Below are 17,644 nucleotides of genomic sequence, written 5' to 3'. Positions count from 1 at the left end.
CCGCCGGGCTCGCCGTTCGGGGTCTGCGGCGGCGGTTGACCGGCGGTGTGATCTGGAGCCCCGCCCGTATCGTCGGGGAGGCGGTGCTCGCCGTCACCCTCGCCGGGCTCGCCACGGGCATCGGCGCGTGGATGGACACTATCGGCGCGCAGACCGTCCTCCTCGCCGGGGCGATGGCCCTGCTGGCGCCCGCGCGCCACGCGCTGCCCGCGACCGCCCTGATCCTCTCCGCCCCGCTGGCCGGGGGGTGGAATGTCATGGCCTCCGTGCTGCTGGTGTGCGCCGCCTGGTCGGCGGGGCGGCGGATCACGGAACCCTGGCGGGTGGCCGCCGCGTTCGGGGCCGCGTGTGTGCTCCACACTGTCCCGGACCTGTACCAGGACATCGCCTCAGGGGTCGCGCCTGTGCTGCTCGTCACCCTCGGGTGGAACGTCGCGACATTCCTCACCCTTGCCGTGGTGCCTGCCCTCGTCGGCCGCTACCGGGACCAACGGCGGCGGCTGCTCGATGCGTTGTGGCTGAACAACGAGCAACTCAGGCGCGAGCAGGCGATGGTGGCCCGCGAGGCGCGGCTGCTGGAGCGCAACCGCATCGCCCATGACATGCACGACAGCCTCGGCCACCAGCTCGCCCTGATCTCCGTGCACGCGGGCGCCCTCCAGGTCGACCCGGAGCTGACCGCGAACCAGCGGGAGGCCGTACGGATCCTCCGGGGTGCCTCCGTCACCGCGATGGCGGAGCTGCGGGCGGCGGTGGGGGTGCTCCACGACGAGGCGGAGTACGGGGAGTACCGGGAACACCAGGGGCACCAGCCGCAGTCGGTGGGCGACGCCGCCTCGGTGTCGTACGCGCCCCGTACCATCGCCGCCATCGACGGCCTGGTCGAGTCGTCCCGGGGCGCGGGCACGGCCGTGTCGCTGGACCGAAGCGGTGTCCGGCGGCCGTTGGCGCCCGCCGCCGACCACGAGGCGTACCGCATCGTCCAGGAGGGGCTGACCAACGCCCACAAGCACGCGCCGGGCGCCCCGATACGCCTTGCCCTGCGGTACGAACCGGACAGCCTGGTCGTGGAGGTCACCAACGGGCCCGTGTCGGGCGGAGCGCCCGAGGTGCCGCCGGAGATCAGCGGCGGCCAGGGGCTGAAGGGGCTGTGCGAGCGGGTCGGCCGGGTCGGCGGCATGGTGCACACCGGGCCCACCGAGGACGGCGGCTTCCGGATCGCGGGGATGCTGCCGTACGGGGAGGAGAGCAAGGCGGGAAGCGGCGCGGAGGGCCGGGTGGGGAACCTCGGGGGACACGGGGCGGGGAGCGGTGCGCGGGGCGGCGCGGGACCGAATGGCGCGACCTCGGTCGTATCGGCTCGCGACTTTCGGGGGCAGCGGCGTCCCGGGGCGGTGGGCGACGGTGGAACGGTCATCAACGGGGCCGATCCACAAAGGGAGTTCACCACCACTATGAGTACCAGGAAGAACGTCGCCATCGGCTGTGCCGTCACCGCCGTCGTCCTCGTCGCGGGCGTCATCGGCCTGGGCGTCTGGGGGATCGGCGTCATGACGGAAGAGGTGAAGAAGGCGGACATCTCGCCGAGCGTCTACGAGGAGGCGAAGGTCGGGGACGCCGAGGCCGACATCCAGGCCAGGCTCCCCGAAGAGGACTCGTGGCTCACCTCGGACCTGGCGGACCAAGGGCCCAAGCTGCCCGAGGGAGCGACGTGCCGGCACTTCACCTCCAAGGACGACCAGGGGGCCGACGCCCTCACCGTCTTCCGGTTCTGCTTCCAGGACGGGAAGTTGGTCTCCAAGGAGACGTACAAGGCGAAGTGATGCCGGGCCCCGTGCGGAGGGTCGGCCGCTACAGGGCATGATGGCGGGGCCACTCCATCCGCTTCTCCATCACCACGTCATGATCGACACCGCGCAGGAGGCTGTGTGATCCGGGTCCTCGTCGCCGACGACGAGCCGCTCATCAGGGCCGGCATCAGAATGATCCTCACCTCGGCCGACGACATCGACGTGATCGCCGAGGCCGGGGACGGCCGCGAGGCGGTGGAGACGGCCCGGGGCGGCGGGGTCGACGTGGCGCTGCTGGACATCCAGATGCCGGTGATGGACGGGCTGACGGCGCTGGTCGAACTCGGCCGCGCCGCGCCGAAGGTACGGGTCCTGATCCTCACCACCTTCGGAGAGCGGGACAACGTACTGCGCACGCTCGGCCACGGCGGTGCGGGGTTCCTGCTGAAGGACTCCGCGCCCGACGAGCTGATCCAGGCGGTGCGGGCCGCGGCGGCAGGTAACGCGTACCTCTCACCCGCAGCCACCCGGCATGTGGCGGACGCGCTCTCCGCCACCGGGGCCACCACGCGCGGGGAGGCCGCGCGCCGCCGGCTCGACGGGCTCACCACCCGGGAGCGCGAGGTGCTGGCGCTGCTCGGGGAGGGGCTCTCCAACGCGGACGCGGGGCGGCGGCTGCATATGAGCGAGGCCACGGTGAAGACGTACGTCAGCCGCATCCTCACCAAGCTCGACTGCGACAACCGAGTCCAGGCCGCCCTCCTCGCTCGCGACGCAGGGCTCCAGCCGGGGGGACTTCAGCCGGGCAGGCACTGACCGGACGGAGCTACCCAGCCTGTTGACCAGCAGTGAACGCCGTACGGTGGACACCCGGAAGCAGCCACGGACCCGTCAATGAGCGGTGGCCGACCCTGCAGACCTACAGGTCGTCGTACTCATCAGGTGCCTCCTTCGGGGAAGATCACATCTGATTCGGCTTGTGTGGTGAGGGCATGCTGAGTAACCGGTTGGGGATGGGAGCCCAGGCTGGCTAGGCTCTCGTCATGAGTGGTCCGGTGTTGGTGATCGAGTTGGCGGAGCCCGTCCCACTCATATCCATCCAGCGGCTCCGGGAGCTCCTTGTCCGTTCCTCGTCGCACTTTGAGGAGAAGCGGGTCGGCGAGTACGAGCTCAACATTCACGCGGAGAGCCTCGGCGTCGCCTACACCGGGGGCATCGACGGAGGCCGGCCTGTCATGGTCTCTCTCATGGGACCCGGCATCGGCGACGAGGCCGTCTTCGAGGCCGAGCACGCCGACGAAGTCGATCAGGAACCCCTCATCGGCTTTACCCCGACACAGCCGTCGACGTCATAGCGTTCTGTAACAGGCCGGTCGACCACGTCATCACGGCCCTGCTGACCGCTGCTGTCATGGACGTGATCGGCGGCGTCGCCAATGCCGAACTTCTTGAGGGCCAAGTCCCGATCGTGACCGACCTTCCTGGCATCATCGCGACGATGACGGATCCGTGGCCTGCCGCCTACGGTTCGGCGGAATTCCTCAGAGCGTGGGCTCGGCAGCCCGGCTTCCGGCTCCTGAAGTAGCCGCAGACCAGCCCGACAACCTGGGAGGTTCGCGACCGAGCTTCTCCAGCCCGGACTACAGCAGCCCCGACTTTGGCGGCCCGGAACAACAGAGGGAATGACCGACCGCAGCCCTCTGCCGGCCCGGACTCGGACCCGCAGAGTCGCCGCAAACGGTTCCGGCACCGCGAACGCGTGATGGCGCTGGCCAGCCCTGAGCTGTCCTGGCTTTTCGGCCAAGACCATATGATCCGGCCAGACGGTACCTGCCGGGGCGTAAGGGGAAGTCCCGCCGCCGGCCGGCCTCTTGTCCCTACCCCCTTTGCTACGTCCGGTCCAACGCCGCGAAGACGGCCAGGCACAGGGTGAGGCTCGCGGCGAACGCGATGCCGCAGCGGGACAGGGCCGCCGGCACCGCGGCCCCCTCCCAGCGGGCGAGGGCGAAGGCGATCGCCGCGGCGATGACGGAGAAGAGGACGGCCACCGCCAGCGCAAGGAGCAGCAACGCCGGGAAGGTGTGGTTCATGAGAGCACCGCCTGGATCGTGTGGTGTCGATGACGAATTACGACGATCCCCGGACGGAACCGCAGGTGGGGCGGTTGGATGTTTCTCCGGCGACAACAGGGGGTTGTCCGGCGAACAAACCACGGGGGAGACGAGTGGCCGGCGAGAGGAAGCGGGCGGGACGGCCGTGGGGACCGGCCCAGGGCTCGTGCGTCGAGATCAACCAGCTGGTCGCGGTGGTGCGGACCTGGCTCGACGAATCGGAGCTGTCCGTAAGGGAGTTGCACGCACGGCTCACTCCCGAGCACTTCGTGGCCGCAGTCGTGCCAGAGTTACGCCAGTTACGTGACCGGCTGTCCGGCAAGTCGCTGGAGTGGGATCTCGTCGAGGCCGTGGCCGACGTGTGCTTTCCCCACGAGCAGGCCGACCTCTCCCGGCAACGCCTCGGTCAGGCGAAGACACTGTGGGACCGGGCGGGCGCGAACCCCACGCCGATCACGGAGCCACAGGAGCTGGTGCCCGCCCGGGAACTGCTGGCCGCCAAGGACCGCACCATCGAGGTCCTTCAGGAGATGCAGCGCGCCCGGCAGGCCTACGAGGCCGGCGAGCACGGGCGGCAGCAGGCTCTGTCGATCGCCACATTGCTGTTCGTCATGCTCGGACAGGCCCAGGCGAAGGTCACCGAACTGAGGCGTCGCCTCGACGCGCTGGAGTCGGTGACCGTAGAACTCCCCGACGGCCAAGGAGTAGTGGAGCTCCTCTCCCGGGCGCAACGGCAGGAGTCACAACTGTGTGAACAGCTGGTGCGCGCAGAGCGGGAGCGGGGCATCGCTCAGCAGGTCGCCGACCACGCCGCACGCCGCATCCATGAACTGGAGGCCGAACTCGCCGAGCTACGGCTCCGCATGGGCGACGACGAGACCTCCCGAACGCAGGAGCCGGCACCGCTGCTGTCCCAGCTCGACATGCACGCGCTCAGCTCCGACGATGCCGCGCTCAACGACGTGGACCGTGCACTGGAGAAGGCGCGCGCCGTCCTCGACGAGGAACACGAAGCCGTTCAGCAAGCCGCCGACGAGGTGGGTTACTGGTCGCCCTCGATTGCCTCGCCTTCCCCGGCGGAAGCCGGCGTCTCCGTGCCCGAACAGGTTCGCCAGCACCTGGGCGGACAACCCGCCGGGTTGTCCGGAACAACCCAGGACAACCCGCCGACCAGCCAGGAGACAACCTTCCCTGCACTCGAATCCCCGCAGCCTGCGGCCGCCGACTCTCAGGACGACATCTTCGAGGCGGCTCGCCGGATCACCCGGGGAAGAGACCCGGAAGACATCGTGACGCGACTGTGCCGGGCCGTCGTCCCCACCGTCGCCGACGCGGTCATGGTCTATCTGCGGGACCCGATCCCGGTGGGCGATGAAGGACACGAGGGCCCGCTGGTACTGCGGCTGCAACAGGTGCACCCGCCCCACGCCGGCATGGGTTCCGCACGGTGCGAGGTACGCCCCGGCAGCGCGCTCTTCGAAGTGCTCAACGGGGCACTGCCGGTCGCCACCGACTCGCCCGGCGCTGGCGCCGCGCTGCCGGAACTGATCGGTATGAGGCATGAGGTACCACGCGGAGGCCACACCGTCCTCGTGCCCCTGCACGGCCGCAGGCGGATCATCGGCATAGCGGTCCTCCTGCGCCACCCCAAGGGGCACGCCTTCCAGGACGCCGACCTGTCCGTCGCCGCCGAGTTCGCCAACCGCAGCGCCCTCGCCATCGACAAGAGCCACAGTCTTCAGGCCGCGGTCCAGGGTCTCCATCTCGCCCGCAGCCTCGCGGACACCCTGCAGATCGTCGCCGACGGTCTGGTGACTGGTCTCGGCTACGAACTGGCGTGCGTCAACCTCGTCCGCACGGACGGCAATCTCGTCGTCGCCTCTTTCGCGGGCAATCCTGCCGCCGAGGAGCTGATCACCGGCCGCGTCGGTTCCCGCGAGTCCTGGGAACGTCGGCTGAGCATGGGCGAGGCCTGGGGCGACCTGCGGTTCATACCGCACACCGAAGGCTGGGTCCTCGACGATGACGACGTACCGCAGTGGTACACCGACGGCCCCGCCCCCAGTTCCGAGGACGAGTGGCACCCCTCCGACCGCCTCTTCGCGCCGCTCTACACCCGAAGCGCTTCCGGTGCCTCCCGCGGTGAGCTGCTCGGTGTGATCTCCGTCGACCGGCCCCTCACACGCCGGCGTCCCACGCCGGACGAGCGCCGGGATCTGGAGGAGTACGCCTTCCAGGCCGCCATCGCGATCAGCAACGCGCGGTTACGTGCGAACATGCAACGCGCACTGGTCAGACAAGAAAGAGAGCAGCAGGCGCTGCGGGCCAGCGAGGAATCCTTCCGCCAAGCCTTCGAGTACGCACCCAACGGTATGGCCATCGCCGAGATGGGCGGCGACCACCACGGCCGCATCCTCCAGACGAACGACGCGCTGTGCCGCATGCTGGGCCGCCCGGCCTCCGCCATGCGCCGTTACTCGTTCTCCGACCTTGTCCACCCCGAAGACATAGGCACTTTGCTCCGCACCAGCTCTGAGGGCGGGCACGCGGAACTGCGCCTCGGGCGCCGCGACGGCACGTACCTGTGGACCTCGCTGCGCAACAGCGTCGTCGCGGACGCCGACGACGGCCCCCGCTTCCTGCTCACTCACGTCGAGGACATCGAGGAGCGCAAGCACCGCGAGTTCGAACTCGCCCACCGTGCCTCGCATGACGACCTCACAGGCCTGCCGAACTCCGCCGAGCTGCACGCCCGCATCGACGCCCGTCTCTGCGCACTCCCGGAGCACGGGGCCGACGCCGCCGGGGAGCCACATGACAACTCCTACCTTGGATACGACGACCAGGCCGCGCCCCCTCACACTCACGTATGGGCCCCCGTACGCGAGGACGACACCCATGGCCTGGCCCTGATTTTCTTCGCCTTGCGCGACTTCAAGGCGATCAACACCCAGTTCGGGCACGACGCGGGGGACAGCGTCCTCGTCGAGGTCGCACGGCGGCTCCGTCAAGCCATACGCGACAACGACACGGTCGCCCGGTACGGCGGAGACGAGTTCGTCGTCCTCGCCGACGACTTCGGCCCCGCCGACGCACACACCGCCGCGGTGTGGATGCAGTCCCAGATCCACCTGCCGATCTCTCTGGGCGGCCAGGTGGTCCGCATGCACGCGGGTGTCGGTATCGCATGGGCCCAGTGCGGGACGTCCCCTAGTGACACCCTGCGGGCGGCCCGCGGGTTCGCGTCGTGAGCGAAGGCTTTCAAGGGCCGATGCGCAGAACGGCGCCACCTGCAAGGAATTCAAACACTACTGACAAGCGTGCGCGATTGGCGCTGAGATTGATCATGACCCTGGGCCGGGCTTCTCGGCGATCGTTCGGCCTCGGCACAGCCCGGCCGGCGGACTTCCTCGGGGCGGCGATCTCGCCGAGGATCGGGTCCGGTGGCGGGTGGGCAGTTACCGGGGGACCGGTTCGACGGGCCGGGGCGTGCTGTCGAGGATGGCCAGTTCGGTCTCGGTGGCTTGGCGTTTCCACTCGGGGGCGACGGTGGCGTAGGTGGTGACATCGTGCCAGCAGCCCCGGGTGCGGAACAGCTGGCGAAGTGTGGCCTCGGGGCGCAGGCCGGCGGCGTGCATGATCTGGGCCATGTGGTGGTGGTCGCTGCGGTGGCCGGCCCAGATTCGGTGCAGGCCCAGGTGCCCGAAGGCGTAGGCCATCAGCAGGCGTCCGGCCTCGTGGCCGTGGCCGCGGACCGGGGCGCCGGGCAGCATGACCAGGGCGGTGAGCATGGCGTTGCTGCCGTAGTCCTCGACGAGCAGTCCCATGGTGCCGACCATGGTGTCGTCGTCGGGGGCGCAGATGGCGAGGGTGTACTTGCGCCGCGGGTGGGTGTGGGGCTGGGCGAGGCATTGGGCGAAGGCGTCGTGGGCCTGGGCGGCGTCCATGCGGTCGTTGCCCAGGTAACGGGTGAGGGCGCGGTGGGTGAGGATCCGCGCGAAGGTGTCGTGGTCGCCCGCGTGCAGTTCCCGCAACCGCAGATGCTCGCCGCGCAGGTCGGGGATGCGGTTCACAAGGCGGCTCCGTGCGGCGTGGGCAGGGTGGACACGGTGGGGATGAGGGCCTCAAGGTCGGCCCAGTGGCGGCCCGAGGGTACCGGCTCGCCGAGCAGGATGCGGCGGGCAGTGTCGGTGATGAGAGCCGCGCCGAGCATCACGCCACTGGCCAGCTGCGGCCAGCTGGACAGGGTGCGGCCCACCCGGGTGAGGGCGTCGCTCATGGCGGGGCTCAGCCGCTGCCCGTCGACGATTGTGAGCAGGAAGCGGATGGTCTCTTCCCGGCTCAGGCCCACCACGTCGGCGGCGGTCGTGGTCCCGATGCGGCCGTGGAAAAGCGGACGGTTCCCGTCGAGGTCGAAACGCTCGATGTCGAGCACGCCCCGGTCGTTGGTGTCCATCAGGACCGGGACCCGCCGGCGGCGCGCGTGCTCACGGGCGGCGACCTTCACCCACAGGGTGTCGCACTCCTCAACGAGCAGGTCCAGGCCGTTGTCCTGGTCACCGAAGAAGTCCCCGACGTTCTCCTCGTTCACCCCACCCCGGTGAACCTCGATGTCCAGGTAGGGGTCGAGCTCATACATTCGCCGGGCGCACAGCACGCTCTTCTCCAGGCCCAGTTCGTGGACGCCTGCGCGCAGCCTGTTGAGGTTCGACAGGCCGAGGTGGTCGAAGTCGGCCAGCCGGAAGGCACCGCCGACGCCTTCCATGGCGCAGGTCAGTGCGGCGCTGCTGCCCACCGACAGGCCGATGACGCCGATGCGGCGCAGCAGCAGGCGCTGCTGCTGCCCGCGGGTGATCTTGTTGCGGTTGCGGTCGGTGCGGACCAGGCGGAACTCGGCCTCGGGCAGCACATGGACCAGGCGCCCCGACCACGGGTACCAGGCCCACCTGCCGTACCTGTCGGGCCGGCCCGACACGACCTTGGCGACCGCCCGGTCAAGGGCCTGCGGGCCGAAGGACTCGCCGGGCGCCTGACACCCCACGAGTTCGGCGACCTGGTCCTCGATACGGTCGTGGACCTCGCGTACCAGGGGCGAGCCACGCAGCATGGACAGGGCCTGGGCACCGGCAGGCCGGGAGGGGTCCAGCAGCACTGGACGAAACGATTCACTGGCCTGGCGAGGCGAAGGAAGGACGAAGGAGGCCGGCTCCGGGCCGGCGGACAGCGACTGAGACACAACGGCGACGCTAACAATCCAAGATCACCGAATTCGGGGGATCACCCGCCGGGGCGCACTCGAATTGATCTTCTAGCTGAATGCGCCCCCCTGAAAGTACAGGGCCTCTGGCGGGGCTGTGGCGCACCGCGCGATCAGCGCGTAGGCCAGGGGTAGCGGCTGGCGAGGATCGTCCACTCCTCATCCGCCCGGCCGGGACAGCCCGGCCCTCGGCCTCCCACTGCCGGGCGAGCCCGGTGAAGGTCAGCTCCAGTTCGCAACACGCTTTTTCCCGCACACACGGCGAGGCACGAGAATAGGCAACCGACGGCTCAGCCGGCTGTCGAAAGCGCGGCCCCAGCGCGGCCAGCACAACCAGCGCCTACACCGCGACCGTCACCGTCCGCTAGAGGGTGTTGCACAGGTCTGTGTTTGGGCAGGTCAGGGCCCGTGGTCATAGTCTTCTGGTCATGATGTGAGTGCCAGATTGTGGATGTGGGCGACGGCTTGGACGGCGGACGGCGGAGCGGATGCGGCGCGCGCTATAGCAGGGAGCCTGCTGGAGAGGATGGTGATGTGCGTCGGTGACCTGACCGAGCAGGACTTGGGCGGGTCTGCCGCACAATCGGGTGACATCTCGGGTGACATCTGAACTGGCTTGACGGGTTTCCCCGGGGTGGTCTGCGGGTGGTGTGGTGGGGTCGGGTGGTTGGGGTGTGGGGGTTGGTGTTGTGGTGTGTGGGGGTGTGGTCAGGCTGGGATGGGTGCGTGTGCCTGTGCCTGTGCCTGTGCCTGTGCCGGGGCGGGTGCCTGTGCCTGTGCTGGGGCTGGTGCGTGTGCCGGGGCGGGTGCTGGGGCGGGTGCTGGTGTCTGTGTGTGGGTGGGTGTGTGGGTGGGGGTGGTGATGGTGGTGGTGAAGATGGGGGTGTTGTTTTGGTGGCCGGTGATGAGCAGGCGGGTGTGGCCGTGGGGGTGGGGGGGTTGGGGGTGGGTTTTGATGATGGTGGGGGTGTGGAGTTCGGCGTAGTGGGTGAATTCGCTGTGCAGGGTGGTGGGGAGGCAGGGGTGGCCGAGGTAGGCGGTGGCGGCCTGTCGGGCGGCTTCGATGAGGGCCATGCCGGGGACGTGGTCGAGGGGGTGGTCGAAGAGGACGGGGTGGCGGGTGTCGATGCGTAGTTGCCAGGTGTCGGGCTGGTTGTGGGGGGACAGGACGACGTCGGTGGGGGAGTGGCGGCCGACGGTCTGGGGTGCGGTGGGGCTGGTCAGGGGCAGGGGTGCGGGGGTGGTGTTGTTGAGGCGGTGGGCGCGCAGGCGTCGGTAGACGGCTGGGGAGGTGCAGGTGAAGGCGGCGGTGCCGGTCGCGGCGGGGGTGCCGTCGCGGTGGATGGCGGCGGTGAGGTGCAGTCCGGACAGCTGGGTGCCGCGGCGTTTGATGTCGGTGCAGGTGACGTGGATGTCCAGGGAGGCGGGGGTGGCGCCGACGAGGAGGTGTTCGTGTCGGAGGTCGACGGCGAGGTTCCACATGAGGAACTGGTGGCCGAAGGGTACGCCGAACTCGGTGTGGGCGAGCAGGAGTCCGGTCTGGCGGACGGTTTCCGCGATGAGCAGGGGGTCGTGGCAGCCCTGGACGGTTTCGAAGAAGCCGTGCCGGCGGGGGAGTTGGGCGCTGACGGTGAAGTGGGTGTCGTCCTGGCGTTGCCAGCCGGTCAGCATCACCTCGGCGATGCTGGCGCGGTGGACGAGTTCTCTGGGGACGGTGCTGGTCAGGGACGGGAAGTGCGGGACGGTGAGGTAGGCCGGGGCCGTGGTGTCCTTGCCCGGAGTGCGGGTGGCGGTGGCCTGTCGTTCGACGTGGAAAGTGCTCACAGACATGTCTCTCCCCCTGAGCCGCATGAAGCGTGACGTCGATGGAACGGGCCCTGTGGGGCCCCTCAGGCCTGCGAAGATACATACCACCCGGTTTAATTTCTAGCGGTACCCGTCATTCCGGCCGCGCGGTGGAGCGAACGGCTTGTTCCCCGTCGCGGCCCCCGTCCGCCTCCCGGCCCGCCGGACAGGGGCTGAACTCCGGCTTTACCGCGGGACGAGGGCTGCTCGAGAGGTGCTCGCACGCCGGTGAAACGTATGTTTTGAGCCATGTGGGCGCGGGTGGTGGGGGTGCGGGTGATCGGATGCCCGTAGGGAACGGGCTGTGGCGTGTCTGCTGCGGGGGCCCGGACCTGCGGCGGGTGCGGGCGGGGCCGCTGCGGGGAGGGCCCGTGTCCCGGGGGAACCGCATGCGCGGTCTGTTGTGTGGGCCGGGGGCGGGCCGGGGTGGGCCTGGGGCGGCTCGTGGGCGGCCTGGTGCTCGCCCGTCCGTCAGCCGTGGCCCAGGTCGGCCCGGCTGTCGGCGTGCTCGGCCTTTGTGGAGGGCGCGGGGCGGGCGGGCGCTTGCGGTCTTCCGGGTCGGCGGGGCGGGTGGGTGTTCCCGGGCCTCCGGGGCGCTCCGGGGCGGGCGGGCGCTCGCGGTCTCCTGGCTCCTGGCCCGGCGCAGCACCGTCGGTCCCGGTCCGGTCCCGGGTCCTGGCCGAGGGCGTCTGCGGTTGTCGGGGTCCCGGGGGCGCTCCCGGGTCCTGTCGCCGGGTCTGGCCCGTCTGCGGATCTTGTTTTCGGGTTCTGTTGCCGAGGCCGGCCCGTGGCGGGGTCCGGCCTCGGGTCTTTCGGCGTGGGGTCTGTCTCTTGGGCGGGTGCCGGGTGGGGGTACCTGTGAGGCCGGGGGGCTGGTGGGTGGTCGTGAGGGGGTCGTTGGTGCGGCCGGGCCGTGCCAGGGCCTTGTGCCCGCTCGTTGCCGGGGGCAGCGGCTGGTTGCGCCACGGGTACTGCGCCGTGTCCGTCCCGCGCGGGTGCAGTTGCACGCGCGCGGGACGGGGAAGGGGGGGGTAGAGGGCTGGGGCGACTCGCTGAAGCGGCGGCGGACTTCATCGGGGCGTCGGGATCCCTGCGGGGGCGGGTGATGGGGGCCCGCGTGGCCCGTGCCCGTCCGGTGTCCGGGGGCCGGGCCGTGTTCGCCGGCTTTCTGTGTCAGTCCTTGCCGTCTGTCTCCTGCCGTCGGTCTGGGGTCGGCTGTCCGTCTGTGATCGGTTCAGCCTGTGATGGCGTGCGGGATCGAGCCGGCCGGGTGTGCCGGGCCGGCCGGCGAGTGCTCCGAGCGGGCCGGTCGGGTGGGCGCCGGCGGTGGCCAGTGCACCTGCGGAGGACGGCAGCCGGGTGATCGGGCCGAGCCGGCCCGCCGCGGCCTGCCGGCCCGCCACGGTCTGCCGGTCCGGCTCGGGCCGGGCGACTTCCTCCTCCAGCGAGTCCGGTTCGGCCCGCGCCTCGGGTTTGATCGCCGCTGGCAGTGCCGTGCGCTCGAGCGACGTCCCTCAGGTCCCGGACCAGCCGCACGCCTCCTGCCCGCCGTGAAGACGGCCGGCTGGCCGCCGGTGAACGCTCTGGTTCCCGGTGACGTTGCCGACCGTGCCGCCCTGCTGGTTGCCGATGTCGGGGAACCTGGCCGCTCCTCTTCTTGCTTGCTCACGGCTGCCGCCGGGCCGCCTGCCGTTCGGCGTCCTCGAAGCGCCGGCGCCGGGGGTGCCGTCACGATGTGCCCAGCGGTCCCGGCGGCCGTCAGGACCGTCCCGGGGGCCGGGATCGCCGGCCCGGCCGCCCCGGCCGGCACCCGCCCGCTGCAAGCCGGTGCCCTCCCCGCCGCGCACGAGACGGTCGTGTCCCGTATCCGTATCCCCCGAAGCCGGCGGGCGCGGCCGCGGACTTGAGCCCTCCTCGCCCTGTGTGGGCACTCCCCGCCCGAGGCCTGGGCGGGGCACGCACTCCCCGCCCGCTGGGTGCGCTGCCTGCCGCCCCCGGCGTACTTCACCGCCCCGCACCTTGACGCTCCGGCCCCGGCGTCCTGCCGGACTTTGCCCCTCCCGGCGTCCCCCTGCCCCCTGCCCCCGGCGCACCGCCCCAGGGCCTCCACGTCCCCGCGTGCTGCCGCACCCCCGGGCGTCCGCCGCCTCAGGGCGTTTCACGGCCCCGGCATTCTGCCGGGCCCCGCCCCTCCCGGCCGCCGCTGTACCCCCCCTCCCGGCGTTCCGCCGCCCCTTAGGGCCGTTCACGGCCCCGCCGTCCCGTAACCCCCCCCGCCCGGGCACCGGCCCCCGCTGCACCGCCCGCCTGCCGCCCCCGGCGGTCCTGCCCCGGCCCCGGAGGGCAGCCCGCCTGCGCACTCCCCCCGCGGTCCTGCCCCGGCCCCGGAGGGCAGCCCGCGCCGGGCAGCCCGCGCCGGGCAGCCCCCCGGGGTGCGGGTCCGTGCAGCCGGGGTGCAGGCCCGTACAGCCCTCAGGGTGCAGCCCTCCGGGGTGCGGGCCCGTGCAGCCGGGGTGCGGGCCCGTACAGCCCCCGAAAGCGGGCCTCCCGGTCCCCGGCTCTTCGGGGGTGCGGCTCGTGAAGTGGCAGGTCGTCGGGGTGGGTGGGGTGGGGGTCTTGTGGGTCTCGAGTGATCTCAAAGCGGTTCTTGAGTGTCCTGGCCGACGGTGTCTTGCATGGTCCGAGAAGAGGGGGACGGTGCGATGGGGAGAACGCAATCCCTGATCAGGGTGGAGCGGGGGCGGCCCGACGAGCGGGAGCTGGCCGCGGTGGTGGCGGTGCTGCTCGCGCTGCGGGCGGGCGCGCAGCCCGAGTGTGCCGGGGAACCGGCGGCGGCCGAAATGAGCTGGTGGCGTATGCCTCAGGTCTACGCGGCCCCCGACGGCTGGCGCTGACACGGCGGGGATGCGTGCTGGTCCCCGCCCGACCGAAACCAAAACCGCATTGACGGTTTGTTATGATGCTTCTTACAGACCCGGGGCCAGACCTCCTCGGCCTTGTCCCAGGAAGGCACCTGACATGGCGATGACGACTGCCCCGGCCCCGGCCGGACGCGCACTGGAGCCCACCGACATCCGCGGCCGTGTGGCGGAACTGCACAGCATCCGCGAGCAGGCACTGGCCGGCCCCGGCGGGAGGGCCACCGCCGCGCAGCACGCCAAGGGCAAGCTGACCGCCCGCGAGCGCATCGAACTGCTCCTGGATCCCGGCTCCTTCCAGGAGGTCGAGCAGCTGCGCCGGCACCGCGCGACCGGGTTCGGCATGGAGGTCAAGAAGCCCTACACCGACGGGGTCGTCACCGGCTGGGGCACGGTCGAGGGCCGCACGGTCTTCGTCTACGCCCACGACTTCCGCATCTTCGGCGGCGCGCTCGGCGAGGCCCACGCCACCAAGATCCACAAGATCATGGACATGGCCCTGGCCACCGGTGCTCCGCTGGTCTCCCTCAACGACGGCGCCGGCGCCCGTATCCAGGAGGGCGTCTCCGCGCTCGCCGGCTACGGCGGCATCTTCCAGCGCAACACCCGCGCCTCCGGCGTCATCCCGCAGATCTCGGTGATGCTCGGCCCGTGCGCGGGCGGCGCCGCCTACAGTCCCGCCCTGAGCGACTTCGTCTTCATGGTCCGTGACACCTCGCAGATGTTCATCACCGGCCCCGACGTGGTCAGGGCCGTCACCGGCGAGGAGATCAGCCAGAACGGCCTGGGCGGCGCGGACGTGCACGCCGAGACCTCCGGCGTGGCGCACTTCGCCTACGACGACGAGGAGACCTGCCTGGCCGAGGTGCGCTACCTGCTGACGCTGCTGCCGCAGAACAACCGCGAGGCACCGCCCGCCCAGCCCACCGCGGACCCGGCCGGCCGGCGCGGCGAGGTCCTGCTCGACCTGGTCCCCGCCGACGGCAACCGCCCCTACGACATGAGGAGGGTCATCGAGGAGATCGTCGACGACGGCGAGTTCCTCGAGGTCCACGAGCGCTGGGCCCGCAACATCATCTGCGCCCTGGCCCGCCTGGACGGCCGGGTCGTCGCCGTCGTCGCCAACCAGCCCCAGGTCCTCGCCGGGGTCCTGGACATCGCCGCCTCGGAGAAGGCCGCCCGCTTCGTGCAGATGTGCGACGCCTTCAACATCCCGATCCTCACCCTGCTGGACGTGCCCGGCTTCCTGCCCGGCGTCGACCAGGAGCACGGCGGCATCATCCGCCACGGCGCCAAACTGCTCTACGCCTACTGCAACGCCACCGTCCCGCGGATCTCGCTGATCCTGCGCAAGGCCTACGGCGGCGCCTACATCGTCATGGACAGCCAGTCCATCGGCGCCGACCTCACGCTGGCCTGGCCCACCAACGAGATCGCCGTGATGGGCGCCGAGGGCGCGGCCAACGTCATCTTCCGCCGCCAGATCGCCGCCGCCGAGGACCCCGAGGCCATGCGGCACAAGATGGTCAAGGAGTACAAGTCCGAGCTGATGCACCCCTACTACGCGGCCGAACGCGGTCTGGTCGACGACGTCATCGACCCCGCGCAGACCCGCGAGGTCCTCGTCAAGTCGCTGGCCATGCTCCGCAGCAAGCACGCCGACCTGCCCTCCCGCAAGCACGGCAACCCCCCGCAATAGCACTACGTCGCGCGGGACCCGCGGGGCCGGTGCGGTGCCGGCCCCGCGGGCTCCCGCGGTCAGGAGAAGAGCACATGGTCAAACAGGAGCGAGCAGCCCGCACGCGGCACGCGCTGATCCAGGCCGCTGCCGCGGTGTTCGCCGAGGACGGCTTCACCCCCGCGTCACTGAGCACCATCAGCCGGCGCGCCGGCGTCAGCAACGGCGCACTGCACTTCCACTTCGCCAGCAAGCACGCCCTCGCCGAAGCCGTCACCGCCGAGGCCGCCCGCACCGTGCGCTGCATCACCGACCGCGCGCAGGAAGGCCAGGCCCACTCCCTGCAGTGCGTGGTGGACGCCACCCACGAACTGATGAGCCGCCTGGCCGACGACATCGTGCTGCGCGCCGGCTTCGAACTGGCCGCCCTGCCCGCCCGGCGCCGCGAGTCCTCCCTGCGCACCCAGTGGCAGCACTGGGTCGAGGACAGCTTCCGCCGCGCCGAGCACAGCGGATCCCTGGCCCACGGGGTGTCCTGGGCGGACGGCGCCCGCGTCGTCGTCGCCGCCACCGCCGGCTTCGAGGTCCTCGGCGGCGGCGACGTCTCCTGGCTCTCGCGGCCCAGCGTCACCCGCTTGTGGGAGGTGCTGCTGCCCCGCCTGGCCGGCCGGGCCGGCCTGGAGGCCCTGGTGTGCGCCGGCTCCCCGCCCCCGCCCGGCCCGCCCGCCCGCGAACACCCCGCCCTTGAGCACCCCTCCCGCGCGCACCCCGCCCAGGAGCCCCCCGTGCAGACCCGCCCCGCACAGTAACCGACCAATAGGTCTGTTAACTGGGTCCGTCCTGCCCGCCCCGTGGTCGCCCGGACGCCCAGCCCGGCCCGGGCGTCCCGGGGGATTTCTGTACGGGTCCGGGCATCGCGCCTGCTCAGAGCCTTACGTGCCGGAATCCCGCTCAGGAAAGATACAGGATGTGCGGTTTGATATTGACAGACCGCCCGTGCTGTTCTTAGCCTTGGTGGGGCGCCGGACAGGCATCTGTTGGCCACGCATTGACCGGAGCACTCGGGCAAAGGACAGGGGAGATCCAGTGGACATCGAGATACTCGGCGCATTGGCCGTACAGGAGAACGGGGTCTCCATCACACCGACGGCTCCCAAGCCCCGCCAGGTGCTGGCACTGCTGGCCCTGCACGCCGACCGGGTGGTGTCCGCCTCCGCCCTCATCGAGGAACTGTGGGGCACCACCCCGCCGCGCAGCGCCCGCACCACCTTGCAGACCTACGTCCTTCAGCTGCGCGAACTCATCGCCGCCGCCCTGGACAAGGACGAGCCCCGAGGCGGCACCCCCCGCACCGCCAAGGACGTCCTGGTCACGATGCCCAGCGGCTACCTCCTGGCCAGCGGCGGCACCGAGAGCGACGTCGCCGCCTTCGAGCGGCTGTCCGGCACGGGCTACCGGGCCATGGACGCCGGCGACTTCCCCGGCGCCGCACGCCAGCTGCGCGAGGCACTCGCCCTGTGGACCGGCAACGCCTTCGCCGACGTGCAGTGCGGCGAACAGCTCGAGATGGAGATCAAGCGCCTGGAAGAGAACCGGCTGTGCGCCCTGGACCAGCGCATCGAGGCCGACCTGCGGCTGGGCCGCCACCGCGAACTCCTCGCCGAACTCACCGTCCTGGTCAACCGCTACCGCACCCACGAAAGCCTGCACGGTCAGTTCATGCTCGCCCTGTACCGCTCGGGACGGCGCGGCGAGGCACTGGAGGTCTATCAGCGGCTGCGCGCCACCCTCGTACGCGACCTGGGACTCGAGCCGTCCTCGGGGCTGCAGCGCATGCAGCGCTCCATCCTCACCGCCGGCCCCGAGACCGTCGCGGCACCCCCCGCCGCCGCCAAGGACCGCCTCGTACCCACCAGTTGACCCACCCCGGCCACCCCCGGTCCCGGCCACCCCACCCCACCCCCGGAGAACCACGGGCCGTCCCCGGAGAACCCCCGGGCTCCGGCCCCCGGTCCCGGCCTCCCGGCCCTCCCGCCCCCCCCCGG

Annotated in this window: 11 protein-coding genes and 1 pseudogene; 8 read left to right on the top strand and 4 right to left on the bottom strand. The window is 71.2% G+C overall.

What is annotated here, in order from left to right:
• The first annotated feature begins 47 nt into the window (after positions 1–47).
• From Saso_RS37975 to Saso_RS39210, 3 genes and pseudogenes are all read left to right on the top strand, one after another.
• Positions 48–1,823, top strand: coding sequence for a sensor histidine kinase (locus tag Saso_RS37975; RefSeq protein WP_229901607.1), 1,776 nt, complete (start codon positions 48–50; stop codon positions 1,821–1,823).
• A 105-nt stretch (positions 1,824–1,928) separates the two neighbouring features.
• Positions 1,929–2,606, top strand: a complete 678-nt coding sequence (locus Saso_RS37970) for a response regulator transcription factor (protein WP_189928461.1) — start codon at positions 1,929–1,931, stop codon at positions 2,604–2,606.
• Positions 2,607–2,833: 227 nt separating this feature from the next.
• Positions 2,834–3,375 (top strand): annotated as a pseudogene (locus Saso_RS39210) (DUF6368 family protein).
• Between the two features lie 304 nt (positions 3,376–3,679).
• Here the strand turns inward: Saso_RS39210 and Saso_RS37955 are convergent.
• Positions 3,680–3,880 (bottom strand): hypothetical protein, encoded by a 201-nt coding sequence (locus Saso_RS37955; RefSeq protein WP_189928467.1) that lies wholly within the window; start codon positions 3,878–3,880, stop codon positions 3,680–3,682.
• A 1,739-nt stretch (positions 3,881–5,619) separates the two neighbouring features.
• On the opposite strand from Saso_RS37955, the gene cdgB reads away from it, so the two are divergent.
• A complete protein-coding gene (gene cdgB, locus Saso_RS37950; protein WP_229901611.1) occupies positions 5,620–7,152 on the top strand; it encodes a diguanylate cyclase CdgB in 1,533 nt (510 codons plus the stop codon).
• Between the two features lie 207 nt (positions 7,153–7,359).
• Here cdgB and Saso_RS37945 read toward each other — a convergent pair whose 3' ends face one another.
• The 3 genes from Saso_RS37945 to Saso_RS38880 all read right to left on the bottom strand — a co-directional run bounded on the left by Saso_RS37945 (position 7,360) and on the right by Saso_RS38880 (position 10,988).
• Positions 7,360–7,974: a GNAT family N-acetyltransferase gene (locus tag Saso_RS37945; protein WP_189928469.1), complete on the bottom strand. Its 615-nt coding sequence runs from the start codon at positions 7,972–7,974 to the stop codon at positions 7,360–7,362.
• Positions 7,971–9,053 (bottom strand): ThiF family adenylyltransferase, encoded by a 1,083-nt coding sequence (locus tag Saso_RS37940; RefSeq protein WP_229901608.1) that lies wholly within the window; start codon positions 9,051–9,053, stop codon positions 7,971–7,973. The genes Saso_RS37945 and Saso_RS37940 overlap by 4 nt, the downstream gene beginning before the upstream one ends.
• An 813-nt stretch (positions 9,054–9,866) precedes the next feature.
• On the bottom strand, positions 9,867–10,988 hold the full coding sequence (locus Saso_RS38880) for a ScbA/BarX family gamma-butyrolactone biosynthesis protein (protein WP_203833587.1): 1,122 nt from the start codon (positions 10,986–10,988) through the stop codon (positions 9,867–9,869).
• Positions 10,989–13,705: 2,717 nt separating this feature from the next.
• Here Saso_RS38880 and Saso_RS37930 point away from each other — a divergent pair.
• The 4 genes from Saso_RS37930 (at position 13,706) to Saso_RS37915 (ending at position 17,519) form a co-directional block, all read left to right on the top strand.
• Positions 13,706–13,897: an acyl-CoA carboxylase epsilon subunit gene (locus Saso_RS37930; protein ID WP_189928741.1), complete on the top strand. Its 192-nt coding sequence runs from the start codon at positions 13,706–13,708 to the stop codon at positions 13,895–13,897.
• 130 nt (positions 13,898–14,027) lie between these two features.
• Complete coding sequence (locus Saso_RS37925; protein WP_203833593.1) at positions 14,028–15,620, top strand: acyl-CoA carboxylase subunit beta; 1,593 nt, start codon at positions 14,028–14,030, stop codon at positions 15,618–15,620.
• 74 nt (positions 15,621–15,694) lie between these two features.
• On the top strand, positions 15,695–16,408 hold the full coding sequence (locus Saso_RS37920) for a ScbR family autoregulator-binding transcription factor (protein WP_189928735.1): 714 nt from the start codon (positions 15,695–15,697) through the stop codon (positions 16,406–16,408).
• Positions 16,409–16,685: 277 nt separating this feature from the next.
• A complete protein-coding gene (locus tag Saso_RS37915; protein ID WP_189928734.1) occupies positions 16,686–17,519 on the top strand; it encodes an AfsR/SARP family transcriptional regulator in 834 nt (277 codons plus the stop codon).
• Positions 17,520–17,644 lie beyond the last annotated feature (125 nt).

The organism is Streptomyces asoensis (assembly GCF_016860545.1).
GTDB lineage: Bacteria > Actinomycetota > Actinomycetes > Streptomycetales > Streptomycetaceae > Streptomyces > Streptomyces asoensis.
The sequence above is the reverse complement of the archived record's forward strand: the minus strand, read 5'-3'. Positions and strand labels throughout refer to the sequence as shown.

Coding starts and splice junctions, on each gene's coding strand:
- Saso_RS37920 (WP_189928735.1), top strand. CDS start 15,695: ATGGTCAAACAGGAGCGAGCAGCCCGCACGCGGCACGCGCTGATCCAG.
- Saso_RS38880 (WP_203833587.1), bottom strand. CDS start 10,988: ATGTCTGTGAGCACTTTCCACGTCGAACGACAGGCCACCGCCACCCGC.
- Saso_RS37955 (WP_189928467.1), bottom strand. CDS start 3,880: ATGAACCACACCTTCCCGGCGTTGCTGCTCCTTGCGCTGGCGGTGGCC.
- Saso_RS37930 (WP_189928741.1), top strand. CDS start 13,706: ATGGGGAGAACGCAATCCCTGATCAGGGTGGAGCGGGGGCGGCCCGAC.
- Saso_RS37925 (WP_203833593.1), top strand. CDS start 14,028: ATGACGACTGCCCCGGCCCCGGCCGGACGCGCACTGGAGCCCACCGAC.